This window comes from Pseudoalteromonas sp. Of7M-16, from assembly GCF_022347805.1.
GTDB lineage: Bacteria > Pseudomonadota > Gammaproteobacteria > Enterobacterales > Alteromonadaceae > Pseudoalteromonas > Pseudoalteromonas luteoviolacea_F.
Window position 1 is genome coordinate 79077 of the sequence record NZ_JAKRFY010000023.1, and the last position, 20375, is coordinate 99451.

General features: G+C 43.1%; 12 protein-coding genes. 2 read left to right on the forward strand and 10 right to left on the reverse strand.

From position 1 onward, the window contains the following. Positions 1-8 precede the first annotated feature (8 nt). The 3 genes from MHN81_RS20715 to MHN81_RS20725 form a co-directional block, all read right to left on the reverse strand. Positions 9-2597 carry a hypothetical protein gene (locus tag MHN81_RS20715; RefSeq protein ID WP_239426585.1) on the reverse strand — a complete coding sequence of 863 codons (2589 nt, stop codon included), beginning with the start codon at positions 2595-2597 and terminating at the stop codon, positions 9-11. A gap of 407 nt (positions 2598-3004) precedes the next feature. Further along, on the reverse strand, positions 3005-5815 hold the full coding sequence (locus MHN81_RS20720; RefSeq protein ID WP_239426586.1) for a hypothetical protein: 2811 nt from the start codon (positions 5813-5815) through the stop codon (positions 3005-3007). Positions 5816-5939: 124 nt separating this feature from the next. Then, complete coding sequence (locus tag MHN81_RS20725; protein WP_239426587.1) at positions 5940-7430, reverse strand: DNA/RNA non-specific endonuclease; 1491 nt, start codon at positions 7428-7430, stop codon at positions 5940-5942. 382 nt (positions 7431-7812) lie between these two features. Here MHN81_RS20725 and MHN81_RS20730 point away from each other — a divergent pair, with 382 nt between their 5' ends. After that, on the forward strand, positions 7813-8520 hold the full coding sequence (locus MHN81_RS20730) for an amino acid ABC transporter substrate-binding protein (protein ID WP_023399345.1): 708 nt from the start codon (positions 7813-7815) through the stop codon (positions 8518-8520). Between the two features lie 178 nt (positions 8521-8698). Further along, positions 8699-11062: a TonB-dependent receptor gene (locus MHN81_RS20735; protein ID WP_239426588.1), complete on the forward strand. Its 2364-nt coding sequence runs from the start codon at positions 8699-8701 to the stop codon at positions 11060-11062. Positions 11063-11324: 262 nt separating this feature from the next. Here MHN81_RS20735 and MHN81_RS20740 read toward each other — a convergent pair whose 3' ends face one another. The 7 genes from MHN81_RS20740 to MHN81_RS20770 all read right to left on the reverse strand — a co-directional run bounded on the left by MHN81_RS20740 (position 11325) and on the right by MHN81_RS20770 (position 20350). Beyond that, entirely contained in the window at positions 11325-12242 is a 918-nt protein-coding gene (locus MHN81_RS20740; protein ID WP_239426589.1) for a hypothetical protein, read from the reverse strand. Positions 12243-12489: 247 nt separating this feature from the next. Then, complete coding sequence (locus MHN81_RS20745) at positions 12490-14781, reverse strand: GNAT family N-acetyltransferase (RefSeq protein WP_239426590.1); 2292 nt, start codon at positions 14779-14781, stop codon at positions 12490-12492. A 30-nt stretch (positions 14782-14811) separates the two neighbouring features. Further along, complete coding sequence (locus MHN81_RS20750; RefSeq protein WP_239426591.1) at positions 14812-15207, reverse strand: hypothetical protein; 396 nt, start codon at positions 15205-15207, stop codon at positions 14812-14814. A gap of 37 nt (positions 15208-15244) precedes the next feature. Continuing rightward, the gene (locus MHN81_RS20755; protein ID WP_239426592.1) at positions 15245-15634 is read right to left on the reverse strand and encodes a hypothetical protein; all 390 of its coding nucleotides are present in this window, start codon (positions 15632-15634) and stop codon (positions 15245-15247) included. Between the two features lie 54 nt (positions 15635-15688). Beyond that, positions 15689-16114, reverse strand: a complete 426-nt coding sequence (locus MHN81_RS20760; protein WP_023399340.1) for a hypothetical protein — start codon at positions 16112-16114, stop codon at positions 15689-15691. Between the two features lie 108 nt (positions 16115-16222). Next, positions 16223-18271, reverse strand: coding sequence for an Ig-like domain-containing protein (locus MHN81_RS20765; RefSeq protein WP_023399339.1), 2049 nt, complete (start codon positions 18269-18271; stop codon positions 16223-16225). A gap of 15 nt (positions 18272-18286) precedes the next feature. Continuing rightward, a complete protein-coding gene (locus tag MHN81_RS20770; RefSeq protein ID WP_239426593.1) occupies positions 18287-20350 on the reverse strand; it encodes a tail fiber domain-containing protein in 2064 nt (687 codons plus the stop codon). Positions 20351-20375 lie beyond the last annotated feature (25 nt).

The following is a 20375-nucleotide window of genomic DNA, read 5'->3' on the forward strand; positions in this document are numbered from 1 at the left end:
AATTCCATTTATTTACCAGCCATCAATTCCGCCACTGTGATCGTGGGTGATTTGGAGATATAGCGAATAAAGGGTGTGTCGAAATCGTCTAACTCATCATCAATCGAGATTTCATACTTGTAACTCACTGTCACTTTTTTACCGCCGTCACTGACTACAACATTCTGGTATTTAAAGTTTTGTGCGGTGCAGCTGTAACGTTGATTATCACAGCGGTAGTCTTCAGCGCGGCTCACATATCTCCTGCGACTCGCATAAGATTTCGCAGCATCAGTCACTTCTTTAAAGGTGTAACCTGTATTTTCAAATTCTGCGCTTGATGTTTCGCCAAGTATCGTACTTAATGCCACTCTTACTGTGGAATAACTGCAGTTCTCAGTTTTAACTAAACCGTGCTCTTCATATCGATAGCCATCACATTTATACAAATACGCAGTAACCCATTGATCTTGTACTTTAGGAGATGAGTAGCCTTCATAAGTATCTTCATCCACAACTTTTACATACCGTTGGAAGTACTCTCTAATCTTGGCGTTGGTCGTCGCATTCAATGAATTTGAATCAGTGACAGTCAGGTCGCTTTGACTCTCTACATTGGGGTTAATACCATACACATTGCCGTGAATGGCCAGTAAGGTTTCACCTTCAACAGAAGTATCAACTGATGTACCGCTGCAGTTTCCGATGGCCATACACTGCTTAATGGCGTAAAAATTATCTGTTGCGACAGTACTACTCAATTTGATGCCAATTGATTCCAAATCTAGTTTTTGGAAACGCGCGTTACCGAAAAGCTCAATGTAGGAAAATGCATTTACAAAACGACGTCTGTTCGAAGGTACTGATTTACTGCCAATTTGAAACTCGCCAAAACTGACTATTCGCCCCGGAGGTGAGTAAGCCGCAATTTTCGTCCCGACTCCCTGCTCTACCGTATCGCGACTTCCTTTATTTTCTGACGTATAAGCGTAACGAGAAATAATGTAAGAGGTCGTCTCAAGGCGGTAACGTTCATTAAATAACAGCGGTGTGTCAATATGGAATAACCCCTGCTGGTTGAGGCGCAAAATAGCAGAAGCGTTTCGAATATACTGACTTGCTTTAAGTTCTATTTTTGACTCAGCCGCAATAGAGACCTGCTCCGACTGAGCGGTGTTTACGCGAATACCAACACTCCAGTCAACACCACTCGGCTCTTCAATGTGGTAAGGATTAATATTCTCTATAGCTTTAGCCACAATTTTTATGGTGTTCGCATGAATTTTTGCACTGAGGCGGCTTTGTGCAGTGCCCGCGGTGCTATAACCAGAATATGGGCCATGTTTTAAGCTATTGACATTAATAGAAGGTGCCTTTAATGACTTGTTTGTTGGCCAGTATAGTCTGTTGGTTCGTGAGCCATTGGTAAAAATACCATCATTCAAATCGACGCTCAAAGTGCCCGCTTTTATCACTCCACCAAACGTATTATATACGTCACCTTCGACTTCGATATTAACTTTTGAGCCATTTAAAGTGCCTGAATTAATCAGTCGACTAGCAGCAACCTCAATACTATCTGCATCAACGTAGCCCTGATTTAACATCCCGCGGTCTGAAAAACTCTTGATTGTTTGACCAATCAGCCTAGACCCAGATCGATAAGTCGTCGCACCGATAGCTTTCGTTGTGATGATACGGTCGCTATAAAGCTTACCGTAGACATTCAGCGCCGCACTTTCATGTTCTGCTATTTGAATGAACACTCCTTCTGCTGGCGCGTAAAATTGTCCCTGTCGTGTGCTGGTCGCCAAAGCATCCGACATGGTATTGAGCACAGTGCTTGCAGGAATAGTCACTGGCTGCGACGCAACAATACCAATACTTGCAGCTTTAAAAGTACCAAACGGTTGGTAATTACTCGAAAGGGTCGTCGAAGAGATCATATCGAGATTGCTATAACGAATAGAAAAGCGACCGGGATACAGGTTAATACCTCCTGATCCCAGCACATACGTGCCCCTACTTGATTGAATGAATCCGCTATTAGGATGACGCTCTGCGCGTAAATTCAAATCAATAACACCTGATGTAACAATACTATCGGACATCACTTCAAGAGATTGCAAACCTGGCGCACTTAGGTTTGAGAGAGTCACTTTACCACCTACTCGTGTTCTAACAATACCACCAGAAAATGTGCCATTTACAAACGAAACTCTCCCAGCATTATCAAAAGAACAGTTATTACAACTTACAGAGCCTCCGTTCGATATAAACACTAAATCCACGGGCTTACCCATCACCGAAACTGCATTTTGAATATCAATTGATGACGCATTAACCACTAAGGTTTCAATATTACTGTCACTTGGGATCTTGATAAGTACAGGCTTAATTGTTGCAAATTTATTAAAGTTAAGCGTTGTCACTGCTGCTGAACTTTCTACAACCATAAAGTCTGTGGAGGCACTAGGTTCATGGTGCACCGAAAAAGTAGAAGATTGATTATATATATATCCCGATACACGCTCAGTAGCATTTACTACCGTACTTAATGCAGAGAAAAACATACATAAGAGCACAACCCGAAAAGGCTGAGAACATTTTGTTTCCATATCTATCCTTAATTTCACAAAAAAAATCATTGTATACATATTAGAAACAACATCAACTTTTACGTACCGAAAGTTAACTTAGCCAAAATAAAAGGATGTATTTGATATATAAATAAAAAAGCAGCCATAAGGCTGCTTTTTTAGATTTCAGTCGTAATAAAAATTTCAACTTATATGCATAATTATGAATATTTTTATACACCATATTTAGGGCCATCTCTGACCATAGTTGTGTGTTGCCAATTAAGTTTTGGCATGGTTATTTGTTCCTTTAGCATGTCGTATCGATATAAGTAGATGCGCAATGACACCCGCTCAAATATAGAGAGCAACATAATAAACAAATAAGTGAATAGCTATTACAACGTATTACACACATTGAATAAACGACAATGGTAGCAATTGAACTACATCAAAATGAGTCGCTCTTTTTCTATACTTTCTAAAAAGTCTTTTGCTGCTTCTTTATTGTCCTCATTTTTAGACTTGTTCTGACGATAATCTGTGGCAATCTCTTCAAGTTTTGCGAGGATCACTCTACGCTCTAATATTGAGTGGGTTTTATGGTATTTCTCCAATTGCTCTGCGACTTGTGCCTTACTGGTACTAAACTCAAAAATCCAAATACTTTTGCGCTGAACCGCTTCATTCCACACTTTGGGTGTCCATATATAAGTGCCACTAGTTGGCAGCTTATCTCTCTCCGCTTTGATTTTTTGATAGGTTTTTGCAAACTTAAGACGCTGCGGCATCAACTTGAGTAAGTTAGTGTATCTTTCACTCACATCTTCTTTTTGCAGTGGGCTCAAATGGCTATAAACTGTTTTCCTCGCAACTTCCGGTAGCTTTCTCTTCGCTTCATCTTCTGTGTATTCAATGTGGCTGTGGTCTTTCTCTAACTGATTGACCCACTTGTCAACAGAGAGTGTTTCTTTTGTTACCTTAACGGGTTCAGGTTTATCTTTAACAAATTTGCCTTGTGAACGTTCAACGATGTAGCCTTTGCCATTTGGACTCCTTTTAATTGTACCATCTAGCGTATATTCACCTAGGGTCCAATCTCCTATGGAGACAGATGCAATCTCTTTTTCAAATGTCAGCACTTTAGCCTTGATGGATGCTCCAACCTCAGCTTCCAGCGAGCCAGTTAAACTAAAGTCACCTTGCATTGGCCAATCTTTATCAATTCCAAACTGCCCAAAGCTATCTCCACCTTGCCCGCGGGTGTATTTTAAACGACCCGACGTCAATATCTTGCCTTCAATACCGCCGCGTATTTCGCCAAACAATCCACCTTGAACCTTTGCCAAATATGGAACGCCAACAAACGCCCCGGCTTCGATTCTGGCTTTAGCCTTTGCACTGGCAGAGGCTTCACCAAATACATTGAAGAGCATTTGAGTTTCGGTGTTATCTTCTTCCTTGTTTTGAATCCTAGCACCAATTCCAGCAGCGAAATCAAAACCTCCTGTGATATCTACACCGACTCCGGCGACGCCTGCACCAACCGGAAAGTCTAATGAAAATGCAGGAAAACTAATGCCCTTCTTCCACTCTCCCGATATTCCACCTTCGCGTTTTTCGTTATCGTAGTAAGCTTCTAGTCCTAAAATGCGTGCTCTAAGTAACTGTAAACCATTATTCTCATCTTTTTCATAAGTGAACTTTCCACCTTCAAACTTGAGTGAGTTCAGCCCTTGGTGCACTTTTAATTGTTTAAGTTCAAATACTTTTCCAAAATCAAAATTGCCAGAGAAAAAGTCTGATTCAACAATGGCCTTTTTGTTTAAAACCTTAGAGTTGTCGTGTTCAAGGTCCATATAAGCATTTTCAGCTTCAATGGCATCTTTAGTAAACTTAGCCTTGGTCATTGCCAGTGTCATAGTCGTATGCTTACTGACTGGGATCTCAACATCTGCTTGCTCAATCTCACCACCTAGCTGCTCGTCGTGATACATCACTTTTGCTTGGCTAATCGACGCCTTAACGCCCCCAGGTAAACCATGTAAAGAGGCATCAGTACTGACCTCAAATTCTGGTGCGGCGTCTTTTGCAATGTCAACTTCACCACTAGGATTACTAATTGATAGGAAATTAGGGAACACTTCAAAAGTATCTGACGAAGCAATTTTTGTTCTGCCCGATTTGAATCTACCAGCTGTGTCAAGTTTTAGGTCAAACTCTCCATCCAGCTTTTTTTTGTCCCACAAAGGAACATGTGCATCACCGGCAAAATGCACTTCTTTTTGCTGCTTGTTGTAATCCAATGACATTAAGTCTGAATACACTCGCTTATCAGCAATATCGAGACCAACAATGCTGGCCTTAAAACGAGATAAGCCTTCTTCATTTATCACCAGTTCATCACCTAACACCTGATGCGCTGCGATAAAGCCACTAAAACCAACCCCCTGCTGACTGGCAAACACAGGTTTAACAGACACTTCCCAGCCACTGCCAAAGGGGAGTTTAATATCTACGTCCCCACCAAATTGTTGGCCGAGCAAGTTTACTTTTGCCACGCCAGTACCATGTAGCCCCGCTCTTTTTGACTTGCTTACTCCATCTTCCCAATCCATCAGCTCCGGTTGATTTATACCCAGTGACACAAATTTATTATCAACGATATTTGGCGACGACTGCTCCTCTTCATCTGTCGACTGAGCAGGATCAGCATCTTCATCCGTTTCAGATACCCCAATTAAACGGGCAACGCGGCTCGCAAGTTTGTCTTGAATGTACTGCACCCAAGCTTGCAAGTCTGCAACTAATGCGCGCAATGCTCCATGAGCATCGCTTCCTTTTTTAAGCCATTGATAAATATAGGGCTCATCAATATCACCCCACGCGGTAGCGATCCAGCCACCATTGTAAAACTTATTGGCCGCCCACAGCCAAATTTTCCCCACAGCCCACAGTACTGCAGACACAACACCTGGTGGTACTTTTGCTAGCATCAGCAAAGCTTGAGAAATGGCCGTTACCCATGGATTTAAGGACTTTAATGACGTAACCGCATAATTGAAAACACTTGAGATGATCAGTTTAGCTGTGGCATCTCCTTTGAAATGGTCCCAAACTACTTGGGAAGCATAACGCTTGGCGACATCGACACCTGATGACAGCAAATCGACGTTCACTGAGTCTGAGTTGAGTGCATTACTTACCGACGACGCTGTGCGCGTTGGATAAGTAGCTAACTCTTCTTTTTGAAGCATGTAGATGATTTCCTTTTGTTGCTTGTATTGAAATGAATAATTGGGAGAATTGCTGGGAGCTTACAAGCTGCAAACTCTGCTGAGAGAGATAAAAATATATGCCCTTGGCGAGTTAAATATACAGTTAGCCTTTTAAAGCGGCTTTCAAAGCATCAATGCGAGTCTGATCCCAGGTCCAAAACTTGCTATTCTTTTGCTTGTCAGTCCAATCTTTGTAGTCTTTATCACGAATGTGTTTGTCGTCGCTCTGAGATAAACCTAGCGGCTTAGTCAACCCTTTTTTGGTTGTCCAGGGTCTCATATACGCCTTACTATCGACCTTATTGTCTTTACTTTTGACAGCTTTGTTTGCAAACGCTTTTAAAGTTGCAACATCTCCCGTCGAGGCATGTTTTGTTTTGTATTCAGATGTGATGGTCACTGAAAATGACCCTTCGGGATGGTAACTACTGGCAGCATCCGTACTGGTGTCACTCAATACTTTTACAGAACACACAAAATTTGCTTTTGGCGCAGCACCACTTTTGTATCCGGGGGCGGTTTCTTTTTGATGGGGTGCAGGTACTGTAGGTACCACTTCAACTTTATATTCAACGATGTAGCCCGCTTCAACTAGATTTTTTACGTGGGACTCTACGCGTGAGTGGTGCTCTTTATTTGCCGATCCTGTGATCGGGTATAGGTTAAACTTCAGCGCTGAGCCCCCCAAATTGTCATTGAGTAAATGGCCTCGGATCCATCCCTTTTCATTGGCGTTATTTCCATTATTGTTATAAACCAATACATTTTTCATCAAATCACTTTGATCAGCATTGACCTCAGCCGACTCACCTCGCGGCGCCAAGCGGGATAAACGGGCTTCAACCTTGTCACCCACAATTGTATTGATGGTGACATCACCACCAGCGGCATTTTTATACTTAAAGTCTTTGGCTGAATAAAATTTTATTTTTGTGTCATTTATGGAATCAGTACCACTTGTTTCACGGATCCGCTCTTCACTACCTCCTGCGGGGATTGTAATATTCCATGCCGGGTTAATTGAAAACGAAGTCCCCACCTGATATTGATTGTATTGATATGCAAAGTTCTGTATCAAGTTGACGCCGGGCATTTCGCTATACGCTAACTCATTGATTGCACTAAAAGCCATATCAATATTCTGGCTTTCTGGAATAAGCAGTTTGTAGATATGGCTTAACCGCGCACCTACTACATGGTAGTAAAGCTGCGCAACATCCTGAACTTGCTCAGGGTCTAATAAGACATCAAAGTAACTGCTGGCTATAACCTCGACCGCTTGCTCAACTTGCTCGGTGCTGCCAAGGTCGTTCGTGTACTGGTCTAAAATCGGTATAAAACTATCATATTCGTCCTTTGAGATGGACTCACCGTAGTCTAAATCATCAAGAAAAATTGTCTCAATGTCTTCGTCTTGAACACTCATATCTGAACTTTGCCTCGAAATCGCATGTTTAGGGCCTCGAATAGGGCTGCGATCCCGCGAACGCGACGACTCTTCGTCCAATTTGTGTCTTCGCTGTCGAAATGCTTTGTCTCTTTGTTGCTGTTTTTGCCTATCAGGCAGGTATGAGGAGTCCATATCTGACATCATAATGCGTCGCCTTATTGTGAAATTAATTTGTGTTTGGATGGTGTTATACGAAGTAAGTTTGAAAAGACCCATTCTAGATAGAAAACATCAAGGCCTATCGTAAAAGCTGACTAGTATTGAAATTTTGAATGCAATGGTTGAACAAAAACATTTTGCTACAGAGTTGTGTTGGGCTCTGTAGCAAAATGCGTATGAGACTCTCAGTAATTACAGCTGACACAAATTAGTGCACTGTTGGCCTGTTTACTAGGTAACGCATTTATATATTTGACAAATTAGTTCATTACACATTCTGGCTGCACAATGAGTATGTCAATTCAGACCATGCAAAACAGGCTGAAGGCAACTAGACTTATCATTAATCAGGCTTGGCAGAGCATGCATGTTGCGAATCTTTAGTTCTTCTTTCATCTCTGGTGCTCTGTTTTTTTGTATCACCATAGGTGCTCAGGAAAAATCACTATCTGTATATACCGAACACTTTGCCCCATATACTATAGTGGAAGAAGGTAAAAGGCTTTCTGGTAGTGCCGTTTCTCAAGTCAACCTGGCACTTACACTGGCTGGTATTGATACCGATATTGAGGTTGCCCCTTGGGCACGTGCCTACGATATGGCTTTGAGCCAACCCAATGTGCTGCTCTTTTCTATGGCAAAAACGCACCAACGAACTCCCTTGTTTCACTGGCTTTTTAGAGTCACTACCTTAAAGTACGACTTTTATTCTCTGCGCAGTGGCAAGGTCAAAATAGCGAGTATCGAGGAAGCCCTTACTTATACAACTGTCGCAATCCGGGGCAGCTATGAAGAAAGCAAGCTCCTAAGTTTGGGTTTTACGGAAACTGATAACCTTGTACTCGTTGCCGATATGGACAAAGCCTGGCAAATGCTCAACAAAGGCAGGGTACACACTATGTTTGCATCTCATATCCCCGACAGAGTCGCGGCAAAACATACCACTCAATATATACGTCATCAGGCCATAGACGACAGCCAAGGGCTTTACGTTGTAGCGAGCTTGTCAACCGAGAAGCATTTTCTTGAAGCGCTTAAGCAGGCCTTTGAGCAATTGGAAACAATTCCCCCTTAGTTTGTGATTCCCCCACTTTCCAATCCTGAGCTCTCTTATCATCAAACCTTGACAAACAAGCGGTATAGCCTACCCTCCAAAGATATAGGTAAGACCCTCACTGACTATAAAGGATCATCGTATTGATTGTGCGATACAATCATTGATCCGCTGCAGTTTGTAGGGTTAAGGCGAGAGCATGACTCAAAAACACCACCACAAAAACCTGATAGCCCTGATGTGCTCCGCCGCCCTACTCGCCAGCTCAAAAACTTATGCGCAAAATGAGCAACCCAGCGCACTGATGGATCTCAGTCTGGAGGACTTGCTCAACCTAACCGTGTCATCTGCTTCAGGTATTGAAGAAACACTACGTGATGCCCCTGCCGCCATGGTGATCATTACAGCCAAAGATATCGAACAACGTGGTTACACCAGTATTGATGAGGTCATCTTAGACTTACCTGGGTTTGACAGCACTGTCACCAACGGTAATGGCGGCGTGATCACCTATCAGCGCGGCTATCGAACACCGCTTACACAACGCACACTGATGCTGGTCAATGGCATAGTAGATAACCATTTGTGGTATCACGAAGCCACCCTGTCAAAAAACTATCCGCTGTCAAACATGGAGCGGATAGAAGTCCTCTATGGCCCGGTTGGTGCAGTTTACGGACCCAATGCATTTTTAGGTATCATCAACTTAGTTACGTCTAATGCCGAAGACAGGTATAAAAATGATGACTTTTTTACCGTGAATGTTCAGTCAGGCAGTTATGATACCCAGAGCGTTGATTTAGCCGCAGGTGGCAACCACAAAAAGCTGACCTATAACCTGTCCGCAAAATACTACTCCAGTGATGAAGCGGATATTAATGACTTGGCACCTTGGGGGTTTGTGAGTAACGAGCTTTTGAGCAACCGAGATATCTGGGGACCGGTGATCTACGACACCGCTTTGTCTGCTAACTGCGACGCTGATGGCTGTCCCCACAGCTCTAAATACAACGACTTTGGCAGCTACCATGACCCACAGAGGGAATGGGGAATTCTAGCCGATGTGAAATTTAAAAACCTGACTTTTGGAATTATTGAATGGGATATGCGTCACGGCTGGGGCCCACAATACCCGCACGACAGAGCCCAACCAGCGGCTCAGTGGTATCGTACCTCTGAACAGTATTACTTACGTCATGTCGGGTCGTTAAAAGACAAAGTGAAGGTAGACACCATGCTGCTCAGCAGAAAAAGTAATAATGGTGGCTACTGGGTTGAGTCCTTCCCGGGATCAACCGCACTAACTGGTCCTGAAGTTGTCTCAACACTGACTATTTCGCACTGGCGGACCAGCAACAAAAGCTGGTTGTTCAAACAAGATTACGAGTTCGACTACAGCGAACAGTTAAAAATAAGCGGCGGCATTAAATTTGAAGACAAAGAGCTGACCAAAGCATATGATGCCTGTGGCTATTTTCCCGAGACCTTCTGCTCATCAGATACGCCCGAAACTGCAGGTGATGGCGTTGCACTCAACATAGACAGTACCATTAACATTCAGCCTGATACATTAAGCCAGATGCCGGATGAAAACTTAGCCAGTTTGACAGACAGAGGGGCCTACATTCAAGCGATCTGGAATATTAATGACTGGCGTATTAATGCAGGGCTGAGACATGACAAAAACAGCCTGTATGGCAGCACTACCAATCCCAGAGCGTCAGCCATTTATTTTCTCTCTCACCAATCCACTATCAAGCTACTTTACGGCACGGCTTTTCAGGAACCTGCCCCAATACAACTGTGGGGAGGCTGGAGCGGCCGCTCTGCAAATCCAAATCTGAAACCCGAAAAAGCAAAGAACTTTGAAGTCATCTATATGTACCAGCAGGACAACTGGCTGCACGACCTGTCGCTGTTTACTGCCAGATACGATGATGTCATTAAAGAAGAGGCAGAAAATGCCGGAAAGCGCAGCACCTATGGGTTGGAATATCGCGGCAAGTTTGAGTTTAGTAACTTCATAACAGACGCTGCGAATATCACCGGATATCTCTACTATACCTACACCAAGTCAAAAAGTAGCGTAAGTTACGACCATGATCTCGGTGTTTGGGTTGGTGAAGGGATCGAGAATTGCAGTCAAATAGCGCAAGAACATAGCTTGTCTTATGATCCATGCAGTAACCTAGATGCAGAGCTTGGCGATATTTCCCCACATAAAATTAATGTAGGTATTAATGTGCCAGTCAGTGACGAGCTCAACGTAAATGTAAAAGCCAACTGGGTAGCCAGCAAGCCACTGTATTTAAGAAACGCGCTACGCGCAAAGCAAAGAGAGAATGACGCCTACTTAACCGTGGATGCCAATATCTCTTACCAATTGGAGTCCTTCTCGGTGGCATTAAAGGTGAAGAACCTCTTCGATGAAATCTATTACCATTCTGGCGCAGAAGCCGCAGCCAGCGGTGACGATTTTGAACAGCGTTCACAAGGCTGGGCAAACTCTCTGATCCCACAGCCAAAACGCAGCTTTATGCTGACGCTAAGCATGCAGTTTTAGTTGAGTTTATATTACTAAACAGCTCACACATAAAGCCGGATTTTGTGGCGCTGAAGTCAACTATGTCACGCCAATTTAATGAGCTCTGTGCCTATTATGGTCGCCATCCATACTTTATTGAATTGCATAACCTACGTCGAAATATGACTAACCTGCGTTTTATCAGAGTTATTAAGTAGATACCGTATTTAACTCTCAATAGAGTATATGGTGACGAGCAGTTATACAAAATTTGTTTCGTAGATAAAGCCGAGTGTCTATATCAATTATTTGCATACGCATCTATGTACAGCTCGTCGAATTCAAGCTCGCCCTCAATCGACCACGTCAAGCCTTGGTACTCCACGGTTACTACCTTAGGTGCTTGTATAGTTCCGATACCCAGTCTCACTGGACCACGGTTTAGATCGGGGTAATTTTGTAGATTTGCTATAACTCGTAGTTTCTTAATCATTACCGTTGTTTCATCTTCAACTGTTGCCTCTACCGCTGTTACTGTACTCTGAGTGAGGAATTGGCCCCACTTAGCTATTGAGTTTATCGGGTCCAGAATGTCTTTAGATGCCTGATCAACTCGTCCGTGTACTATATGTCCGATCCTGACCTTGTTGTGGTTGTGGCTGGTACGGATACCTCCTTCCTCTTCCGTTTCCATCAACTGCGCTTTCGAAAAGTCGTCTTTGGTACTCATCACTGCGTTCAACAGTTCTTGGCCAGTTGGGTCTATCCGGGTGAGATTTTCCCCCCACCCATTATCAAAGATAACCGGGTTTACAAGTATATTTTCCAGAGATAGGGTTTCGCCCTCCTGCCTCAATGTAAGTTGGAAATCTAGCGCTCCCAAATGCGTTTCACGCAACAATTTTCGATCCTCTATGTGGTCACTACCATGGGTTGTATCTGCCTGATACTCGAGTTCCCCATCATCGATCACCCAATAAGTTCCTAGTTTAGCTTTCATATTCTCGGTTATGGATCCACGCTGTCCCTTAAAAATATCTCGTATCCTCGTCCACTCTTCCGTAGTATCCGCAACGCTGTTGTTTTGAGTGTAATAGTAACCATCATCACGTACCAAACGCTCGTGCCAATACGTAGCATGGGGAGCCTCGATTTCTTGTTCATGAACAGCTGAACTATTTGCACTTTCTTTAGGGTTTTCTTTTTGTTTTGCGTACATATTTCAACCTTAGTAACTTCCTTTAATCATTGTTATAGGCTTCCTTTCATTGTCTACAACACCACCACTAGACTAAACTGTAACTCGGTGCCGATTATCCCGACTATCTCTTTATTATTACGTGAACTTTTAACTCCCAATCTAGTTGTTAATAAGCCACTCCCTTTTTATTTCAACAAATCATAACCAGCCTTTTGACACTGTTTATTTATACAGAAAAGTGTTAATTTGGCCCATAATCCATTAACTAAATAGAGATTCTGTTTCTTTGCGCTGCAACGCCCTTAGCCAACGTCAATTGATAAAACACCTCTTGTTCAACTCCAGTACCTTTTGTTTCCTGCAAAGCAGTAAATCCAGCCTGTGTTAAAATATGTCTAGAGACTGTATTGTGTACCCAAGCAGAAGTCTTTAAATAAGAAATATTGAGTTTTGCTGCGATATGCTGGACAGTTTTAATCGCTAAGTTGACACCAGCTTTTCCAAACCCGCGACTTTGATAGTCACATCCTATCCAAAATGATAAATGTGCATCATTTGATGACATGTGACTGTCAACGCCATCAGTTAGTGGGGCAAAATCAATAACGATAGCCCCGACAAAACCAAACGAATCATGAATGAGTGCAAAGTGGCCCTTCTCGCCGCTGCGACCCTCTTCAAGCCAAGTTGGCCATATTCCTGTTAGCTGGCTGAATTGATTGAGCTTTACTCCGCGCAAACGCTCAGCGATTTCACTTTGCCGGTATTGGCTATAAAACTCGCCCAACTGGTGCTCGCCAAGGGGTAAAAGTTTCAAACCGGAATCCTGACATTGAGTACTACTGCGTTTCATGTCAAACCAAGCTAGGTGTTGACAGTATTCTTGGAAGTTCGCAATATCCGTATTAAGCTTTTTAACCTGTGCATCTTGAGGGCTAAAGTCGAGCGCCAATTCAGCGCTTTGAACTGCAATCTCAAGCTCACCTGTAGCCCATGCCACCAGCGCCAAATTATGTAAATACACGGTGTTTGGACCATTTACTTCCATACACGCTAACATACAGTTTTTTGCCAACATCCAATGACTAAAATCAATGGCCAGCAGGCCGAGTTCAAAGGCAAAGGACTCATGTGAACAGTCAATAATATGGTTTTGCCATACTTGCGATAGAACGTGACACCACTGCATACGGTTTTCGACTAGTACTCCTTCTTTAAGCAATCTAGGTATAAAAAAAGCCAACACGTTTGGATCAAATTTGCTTTGTCTGATGTAAGCTAAGATTTGTGGTTCAGTTAATTCCTTCGCCCTGCTTTTAATACTTTGAGTAATTTCAGCTTGGCAAATTGGTGAGTGATAAGCACAAGCCTTTTCAAATATATGCCGCGTGTAGTTGAATTCACTTGATTTCTCATGACTTGTGCTCATATATATCGCCACATCACTTCCCTGCAACTGTTCAAGTTGGGTGTTGAATGGACAAGGGTTCATCCAACTCAGTACATTCATATCTACAGGTAGTTTCATCCCTGTATTCGATAAAACTTTTGGCAAATTAACCCCTCTATCAGAGGTCATATTATCGCTAATCAACTGGAGCATACCTTTGGAAAAAGTCTGTTCAAGCTGAAATAAAAGCTGAGCCGCGCAAAGTGGTATCGCAACCGCTCTACTTACCCCTCTTGCGATAAGCTTTTTTAACGCCTCGCCTAATTGAGCTGCTAAATCGCCCTCCACCAGTTCGACTTCTCTACCTACAGTAGTCTTACTCCACTGATAAACTGCACACCATTTATCGTCTTTCTTTACGGCGCTTTCAGCTACCTTCAAATCCCACAAGAGTGGTAGCTCTTGATGATTTTCATCGCTATGTGTATGTTCAACATGTTCAGAGTTTTGGATGCAGGCAATTTCGGCACAATAGATATCTTGATAGTGCATGTAATAAATTGCTTGTGGTAATTGAGAAAGCACGCCGTGAGCTAAACATGCAGCGGGATTTGCTTCTATCGCTAGAGGTTCGCCGTCGATATCATGACTTGGTATTGACTGGCCCGAGGCCATATCCCAGTTTATTATGCGGACCTGCCCGCTTTGATTATACTCATTAAAGTCTGGATGACGGACCAGCTGTGTCTGCATGGTTTGGTCAACTGTACTCAATAGCAAACAGACATTTATATCGCCGATACCTTGCTGTTGGCACCCCTGCAATAGCTTTTGCAATAACGCCAAACCAAACGCGTAGCGTTCGCCCCCCAGTAACACTAAATAGACTGGCTCAGATTTGTTCAGTAATTGACTGTCTTTTAAATCGTGTAACCATGCAAGCAATGAATCCAAATATACCTCAATCCAAGCTTGGCTGTGCCAACTGTCCGTAAATGATGGCACTTGTTTTGTCGGCCAAATGCCAGCATTTAGGGTTTTCTGAAAATTGCACTGTTGTTTTTGTTTTTCGCTTAAAAGGGTCGACATAGGAGCAGGTGTTAAGGTCGCATACTCGACGCCATTAAACACCTCCTCCGGTTTTTTGGAGAGTCTCTCATCTATCATGGTAATGCCTGTTTTTTATTTGAATTAAGGTTATGGCAATTTAATAATGTACTGGAGTTGATGGGTGCTATTGAGCGGTGCATGCAGTAAAGGTTTTCCTTCTTTACCATTGCAAAGCCCGTAGCCTGGGGGTAGCTTGGAACCATACCATAAAAAAATTGCACCCTCAGGGAGCGATTCTGACGACTGAGTTTCGACATCAGGCGGCGATGATTGCCAGTGCTTAGCAAGCCAAAATGTGCCGTCGACCGTCAGATCACCTTTAATCCTCAAGTTTTGCGTAATTTCAAGACCTTTTTCGCTCTTTTCAATGCCATCTTCACCTTGCAGTAAGCACGCATCTAACCACTGTGCAAATTGTGATTCCGTTGGTTTTTTGCCACGTTTAAAGAACGACTTTAGGGTTTTCCTCAGCAGATTAGCCATACTGTTTCCCGCTCAATTGTACCCACCCGATTTACACCTATTGAACCTGCAACGGGTTTAGTCCACTCAACTCAAAAGGCTGCCAAATCTGTTTTTGTAAGTTAATTTCAATCAATTTAAAATATCGATTCGACTCTGGGTTTTGGCTACCAAGCGCCACGATATTGCCAGGCTCTAGATCTGTGGGAAGCGATTGCCATAGCCCTCGCTCGTCAATTTGATACAACCCATTTTCACTCAGGTTTTGTTGTGCAGTTAACAGGACAGTAGACTGCCAATCACTTGGCGGCAGCGGCTGCGCGATGTTCATAGGCACCTGAAACGCTCGGTCAACAACACCGATAAAACCCACAAAGCGCTCTACATGTTGTTGATGACCGACAATACGATTGAGTAGCGCGTTAATATTTATATATTTATTAATCATTGATGGTGCTCACCTCAATGTAAAAAGACCAAGTGAATTCACTTGGTCAACGAGTTATACGGCCGCAGCAATGGCACCATCACTGAGCAACACTTCTCCCCATTGATCGCCATCCATCAGTTTATAAAACACTGTGGAAGACGTAGGCGGAGTACCAAGCAACTCAACTAAGTTACCCAGTTCTACATTTGGATAAGTAATTTTATTCAAAGTGTCTGCAATTCTTTGGTAAACCCCGTTTTGAGATGGCGTAGATTGCTTGGTAAGCAAAATTTTATCGCCATCCGCGAGGTTTAATGTATTGGTTAAAAAGTTATCATTGTTTGCTGTCGATAAATCAACATTGGTGTCTTTTTTGACTGCATTTACACGATCAATAATACCTGTATAGCGGTATAGAGATTTGGTTGCAGTCATATTTACCGCGATTTGCTCTGCATCGATAGCTGCGAGAATACCTGAAAGTGTTTTTTGAGCCATAGTGGCCTCCTTGGATAAATGTGGCGCACCTGAACTGGTGCGCTATGGGTTAGAAAATAAAGTGCTTCAGTAAAACCACCGCAATGTCTCTACTTTGCGGCGTATGTACTAAAGAGATTGGGAAGAGACATCAGGGATATGCTCAAATAAGCGATAATCCGTAACCTGATAGTGCACAAAAGCGCTGGTGCCGTTGTCGTTGCCTATTCGCGTGATGCGTCCAACAATACCGCCCTCAATGACAACCGTGCCGCCAATAAAGTCGGTAATGGTCAAATCTATTTGGTTGTCCGCAAACCAGTTTTTCGCACCTAAGTTATTAAAACCTGGGTTGCTGTTATGGTGAGTATGCGCAGATGTTGTCGAAACGCTTGGCTTTTCTTTAAGGTAGTTTTTCTCTTCTTTACCAGCCGTGTAGAGCGCCAAGATACGTCTGCCTGTAGGAGCACCATTTTGCGATAGCGTTTGATCTGCCAAAACATTCTGCGTCTCATTCAACAAGTAGGAATCATTCCACTGGTTCTTATCAACCAAGTTACCAATATAAGTAACCGCATTTTGAGAGATTAAAAAGCGTTCTTTACTTTGTGGGTTAAACACTTTTCGAATGTAGCCCAAGTGACTTTGAATACTTCCTGCAATACGCTGCCAACTGCCGCTGATGTACTCCCAGACATAGTTGTTTTGCGCATCGTAGATTTTTGAAACATCTAAGCCACCGCGTAAATCGGTGTCTAAATAAGTCGAATTTGGTTGCGAGTAAGTGATGTAACCGTATGACTGTTTTCCTTTAAAGCGGTGTAGATCAGCATCACCATTCAAATCAACAACAATTTCACTGGCCGACTGGAAGTTGTCTGTTTGATTCCAAGGTGTGACATAAAACTTAAATATGTCTCCCTGACGCTGCACTTTTACCCTTACTCGTTTATTACTCCAACCACCGCCAGTACCTATATTATATTGTCCGAGTAATTTATCCCCACCAGATCCAACACCTACGTAGCCAAAATACACCCCGCAACCGGTGGAGCTAGGAGGTGTTCCGCCCGTATTGAGTACAATAGTCAACACATAATTTATACTGCCTTCTCTGACAAATGCTGCAACAACTCCGATGGTATCGTTATCACTACTGTCCGAACTTAAGGTTGCTTCTAACGTGTAATTGTCTACTTTTTCCGCTGACACAAATCCATTTGGCGGTGAGACATTCAGAGGCATTACTACGCTATCTGTCGGCGCATTGTAATACCAGGCTTTAGCGTTGGCACTGTTGCGCGCCTCCGCATCTTGCTTATTTAAAAAGTACTCGTTGCCGTTGAATCTCGCCCAATTGTTAAAGATATCTTGCATCGTCGGAGGGCTATAGCTTTGCCTCGCTTGATCAGATTGTTCCTCAGTGCGATAGACAAACGACTCAAGCTCTGGCAATGGAGTAATATTGATATACACAGTACCAGTTTGCTCTACACCGTGGCCGTTTCTTACCCGATAATTAAACTGCGCTGGCTGCTCAGCAAGGCCTGTTGAGACAAAAGTAATGGTATCTCCGCTTTGTGATACAGTACCTCCTTGCGCGTTAGCCACTCCGACCAAAGACAAGCCCGTGCCTGAACCATCTTCATCGTTTGCAATTAATTGCTGCTTGCTTATATAAATTGATTCTCCCTGTTGCAAAGAGAATGTATCGGGGTTGCAGACGATTGGTGGAACGGCCACAACTGACATGGTTACAAAATGGGTTTTTCTGATCCCAATGCTGTTTTCAACAACATAATCAAAGCGCGCAGCGCTCCCCACACCACTTGTCGATGTAAATTCAATATTTGCACCATCTATTCGTACAGTGCCAAATTGCGGGTTGTGTACCGCGATTAAGCTAACGGGATCTTGCCCATCACTGTATTCATCAAAACTACCATCGAGCACATTAGCAATGGGAATAATTGCAGAGCGTTGCGTATAAACTTCAAATGTCTTGTCTTGTAATCGAATAGTCTTAGCAGACTTTCCGTAAAACTCGCTGATAGCTATGGTGTCGCCTGGTAGTTTATTAACATGCTCACTAAAAAAGCCTAGCTCATGAGGCTGCTCATCTCGATATTCATCACCGATATCTTTGAGCGAAATTGGACCACTTGTTTGTAACGTCATCTTACTTTATCCCTGTTATTTGGACTCATGTTCCACTAACTGGCTTTGCAGACTAGTCACTTTATTGTTGAGTTCCTTAATGCTTTCAACCAGCAATCCAACGAGGTTGCCATACGCAACCGATAGGTGCTCATCTTGTTTATAGACGGCCTCTGGAAAGGCTTTTTCTACATCTTGGGCTATCAGGCCTGTATAGCGTCTATCAGAACGTGTATCAACACGCTCAAACGTCACCCCCTCTAATTGATTGACCACATCTAGCGCATTATCAATTGTTTTGATATTTGATTTTAACCGAGCATCTGAAAATGCCGTCACATCACCAGTCGCAGTAATTGCGCCCGTTACAGCCATGTCGCCTGCAAAAGTCGCCTGTGATATATCCACTTGACCTACTAACTTGGTATTCACTGCTTTTAGAAAACGTTGGTCAGATTCCGGTTTTGTATAACGATTTGCCGAGTCAGCCACCCTATTATTAATTTCTTGCTGCAAGCTAGTTTGCAATGAAGACACCTGCTGCGAACGAGTATTTGTTTCGTTCGTCAAGTCACTTTCTAGTTGCGAACTACGGGCATCATTGGTCAATACATAATTGGCAAATGCTTCATCTGATTCGGTATCAACAGAGTTGATGAGGTCTACGATTTCTTTAAATGAATCAGCATCAGCGTCACTGGCCTCTAATATGCTATCAATGCGCTCTTTTTGAACTGTGATTTTGGCATTATAATCTGCTTTTAACGCATCAGAACCCGACGATTGCTGTGCTTTAAATTGTGCTGCATCAAGTAACTTATCCGATACACCCGCTTCTATATCTGCTGGCGTAGCGACATCAACTCCTAGTTGGTTATTGATGACTTTAATCCCAGCCCCTGGCAGTGTTATCTGAGCAGTTGCTTGCCAATGGTTTTCATTGCGCCCTTGTGCATCTGTAAACTGAGAGGTTAATACAAATACCTTGTGTTGATGTTGAGTCCCAGCCGCAATTGCCACAGCAACACCAGGGTACAAAGTGATGTCTGACGTCGGGATTGCCAACGTTTTATCTATTTGAACTTGCCAAATTCGATTTTCACGGGGGTCATATTGCGCATTTAACAGCACTAGGTCGCCATATTGAAGCGCAACACCATCTAATGTGTTTAGTGGCAATGCAGGGTCAATACTGACTTGCGTCTCTGCACAAGTAACCACGGTTTCATTGAAGGTGTAGGCACCTAACGATTGAATTTTTTGATTCAACCAATGGCCCTGAGTTGCGTTTAATATCTTTTCGTCACTGCCGAGTTTCAAGTCACCTATATGCGCAAAGTTCAGTCTCTGTGACGGCACTTGACCTAATGTAAGTTCACCTGCGTCTAAGTTAGTCAAATATTGTCCATCGCCGACAATATGTTTAGCAGTGATACTTGAGTCATTTGCTACTTGAGTCAAATCGATTTGCGCAGGTAAGCTATTGTTATTCAGATCTGTTATCGCTTCACCATTACCAACTAAGTAACTTGCCGTGAGTCGGCTATTGGCAATATCACCTTGTTGAGTCAAGTCTACTGTTGCTGGGAAACGAGCATTTTGAAGGTGTTCAGAGTAGTATTCAGGTACATCAAAATTCTCAATTTTGGACCAATCTAAGTTTTGTAAGTCGCTTTGCATAACGTAGTGATAGTAGCTCGCTCTATCGTCCAAAGATCGATTGGCCTTAATCAGCATCCCTTCAAACTCGTTGACAGACTGTTTTGTCAGGCTTGGCGTAGCACTCTGTTCAGCCTCAACCAGACTATAAATATACACTCCATTCTCTGAGGCATTATTTTGCTGGTATAAAATGACACGCTCTCCTGGGACCAGAGAGTAAGGCTCGAGCGCGTCTGCCAAAGTGTCTGTATTATTTAAGTCTTCAATCATGTCACTAATTGCGCAATCAACTGTTGTGCCAAATAAATGTGCCAGTAAGCTAAACGTGGTGCTGTTGTCTGTCGCTGCATCGATCAGTTTTTCAAATTCCTGTTCGGTTGGGATGTCTCCATTTTCGAAATAGCCACGGAGTTCAGTATTAAGTTCTGAATGTTTCATAGTTAACCTTTGGTGATTAGTCGTA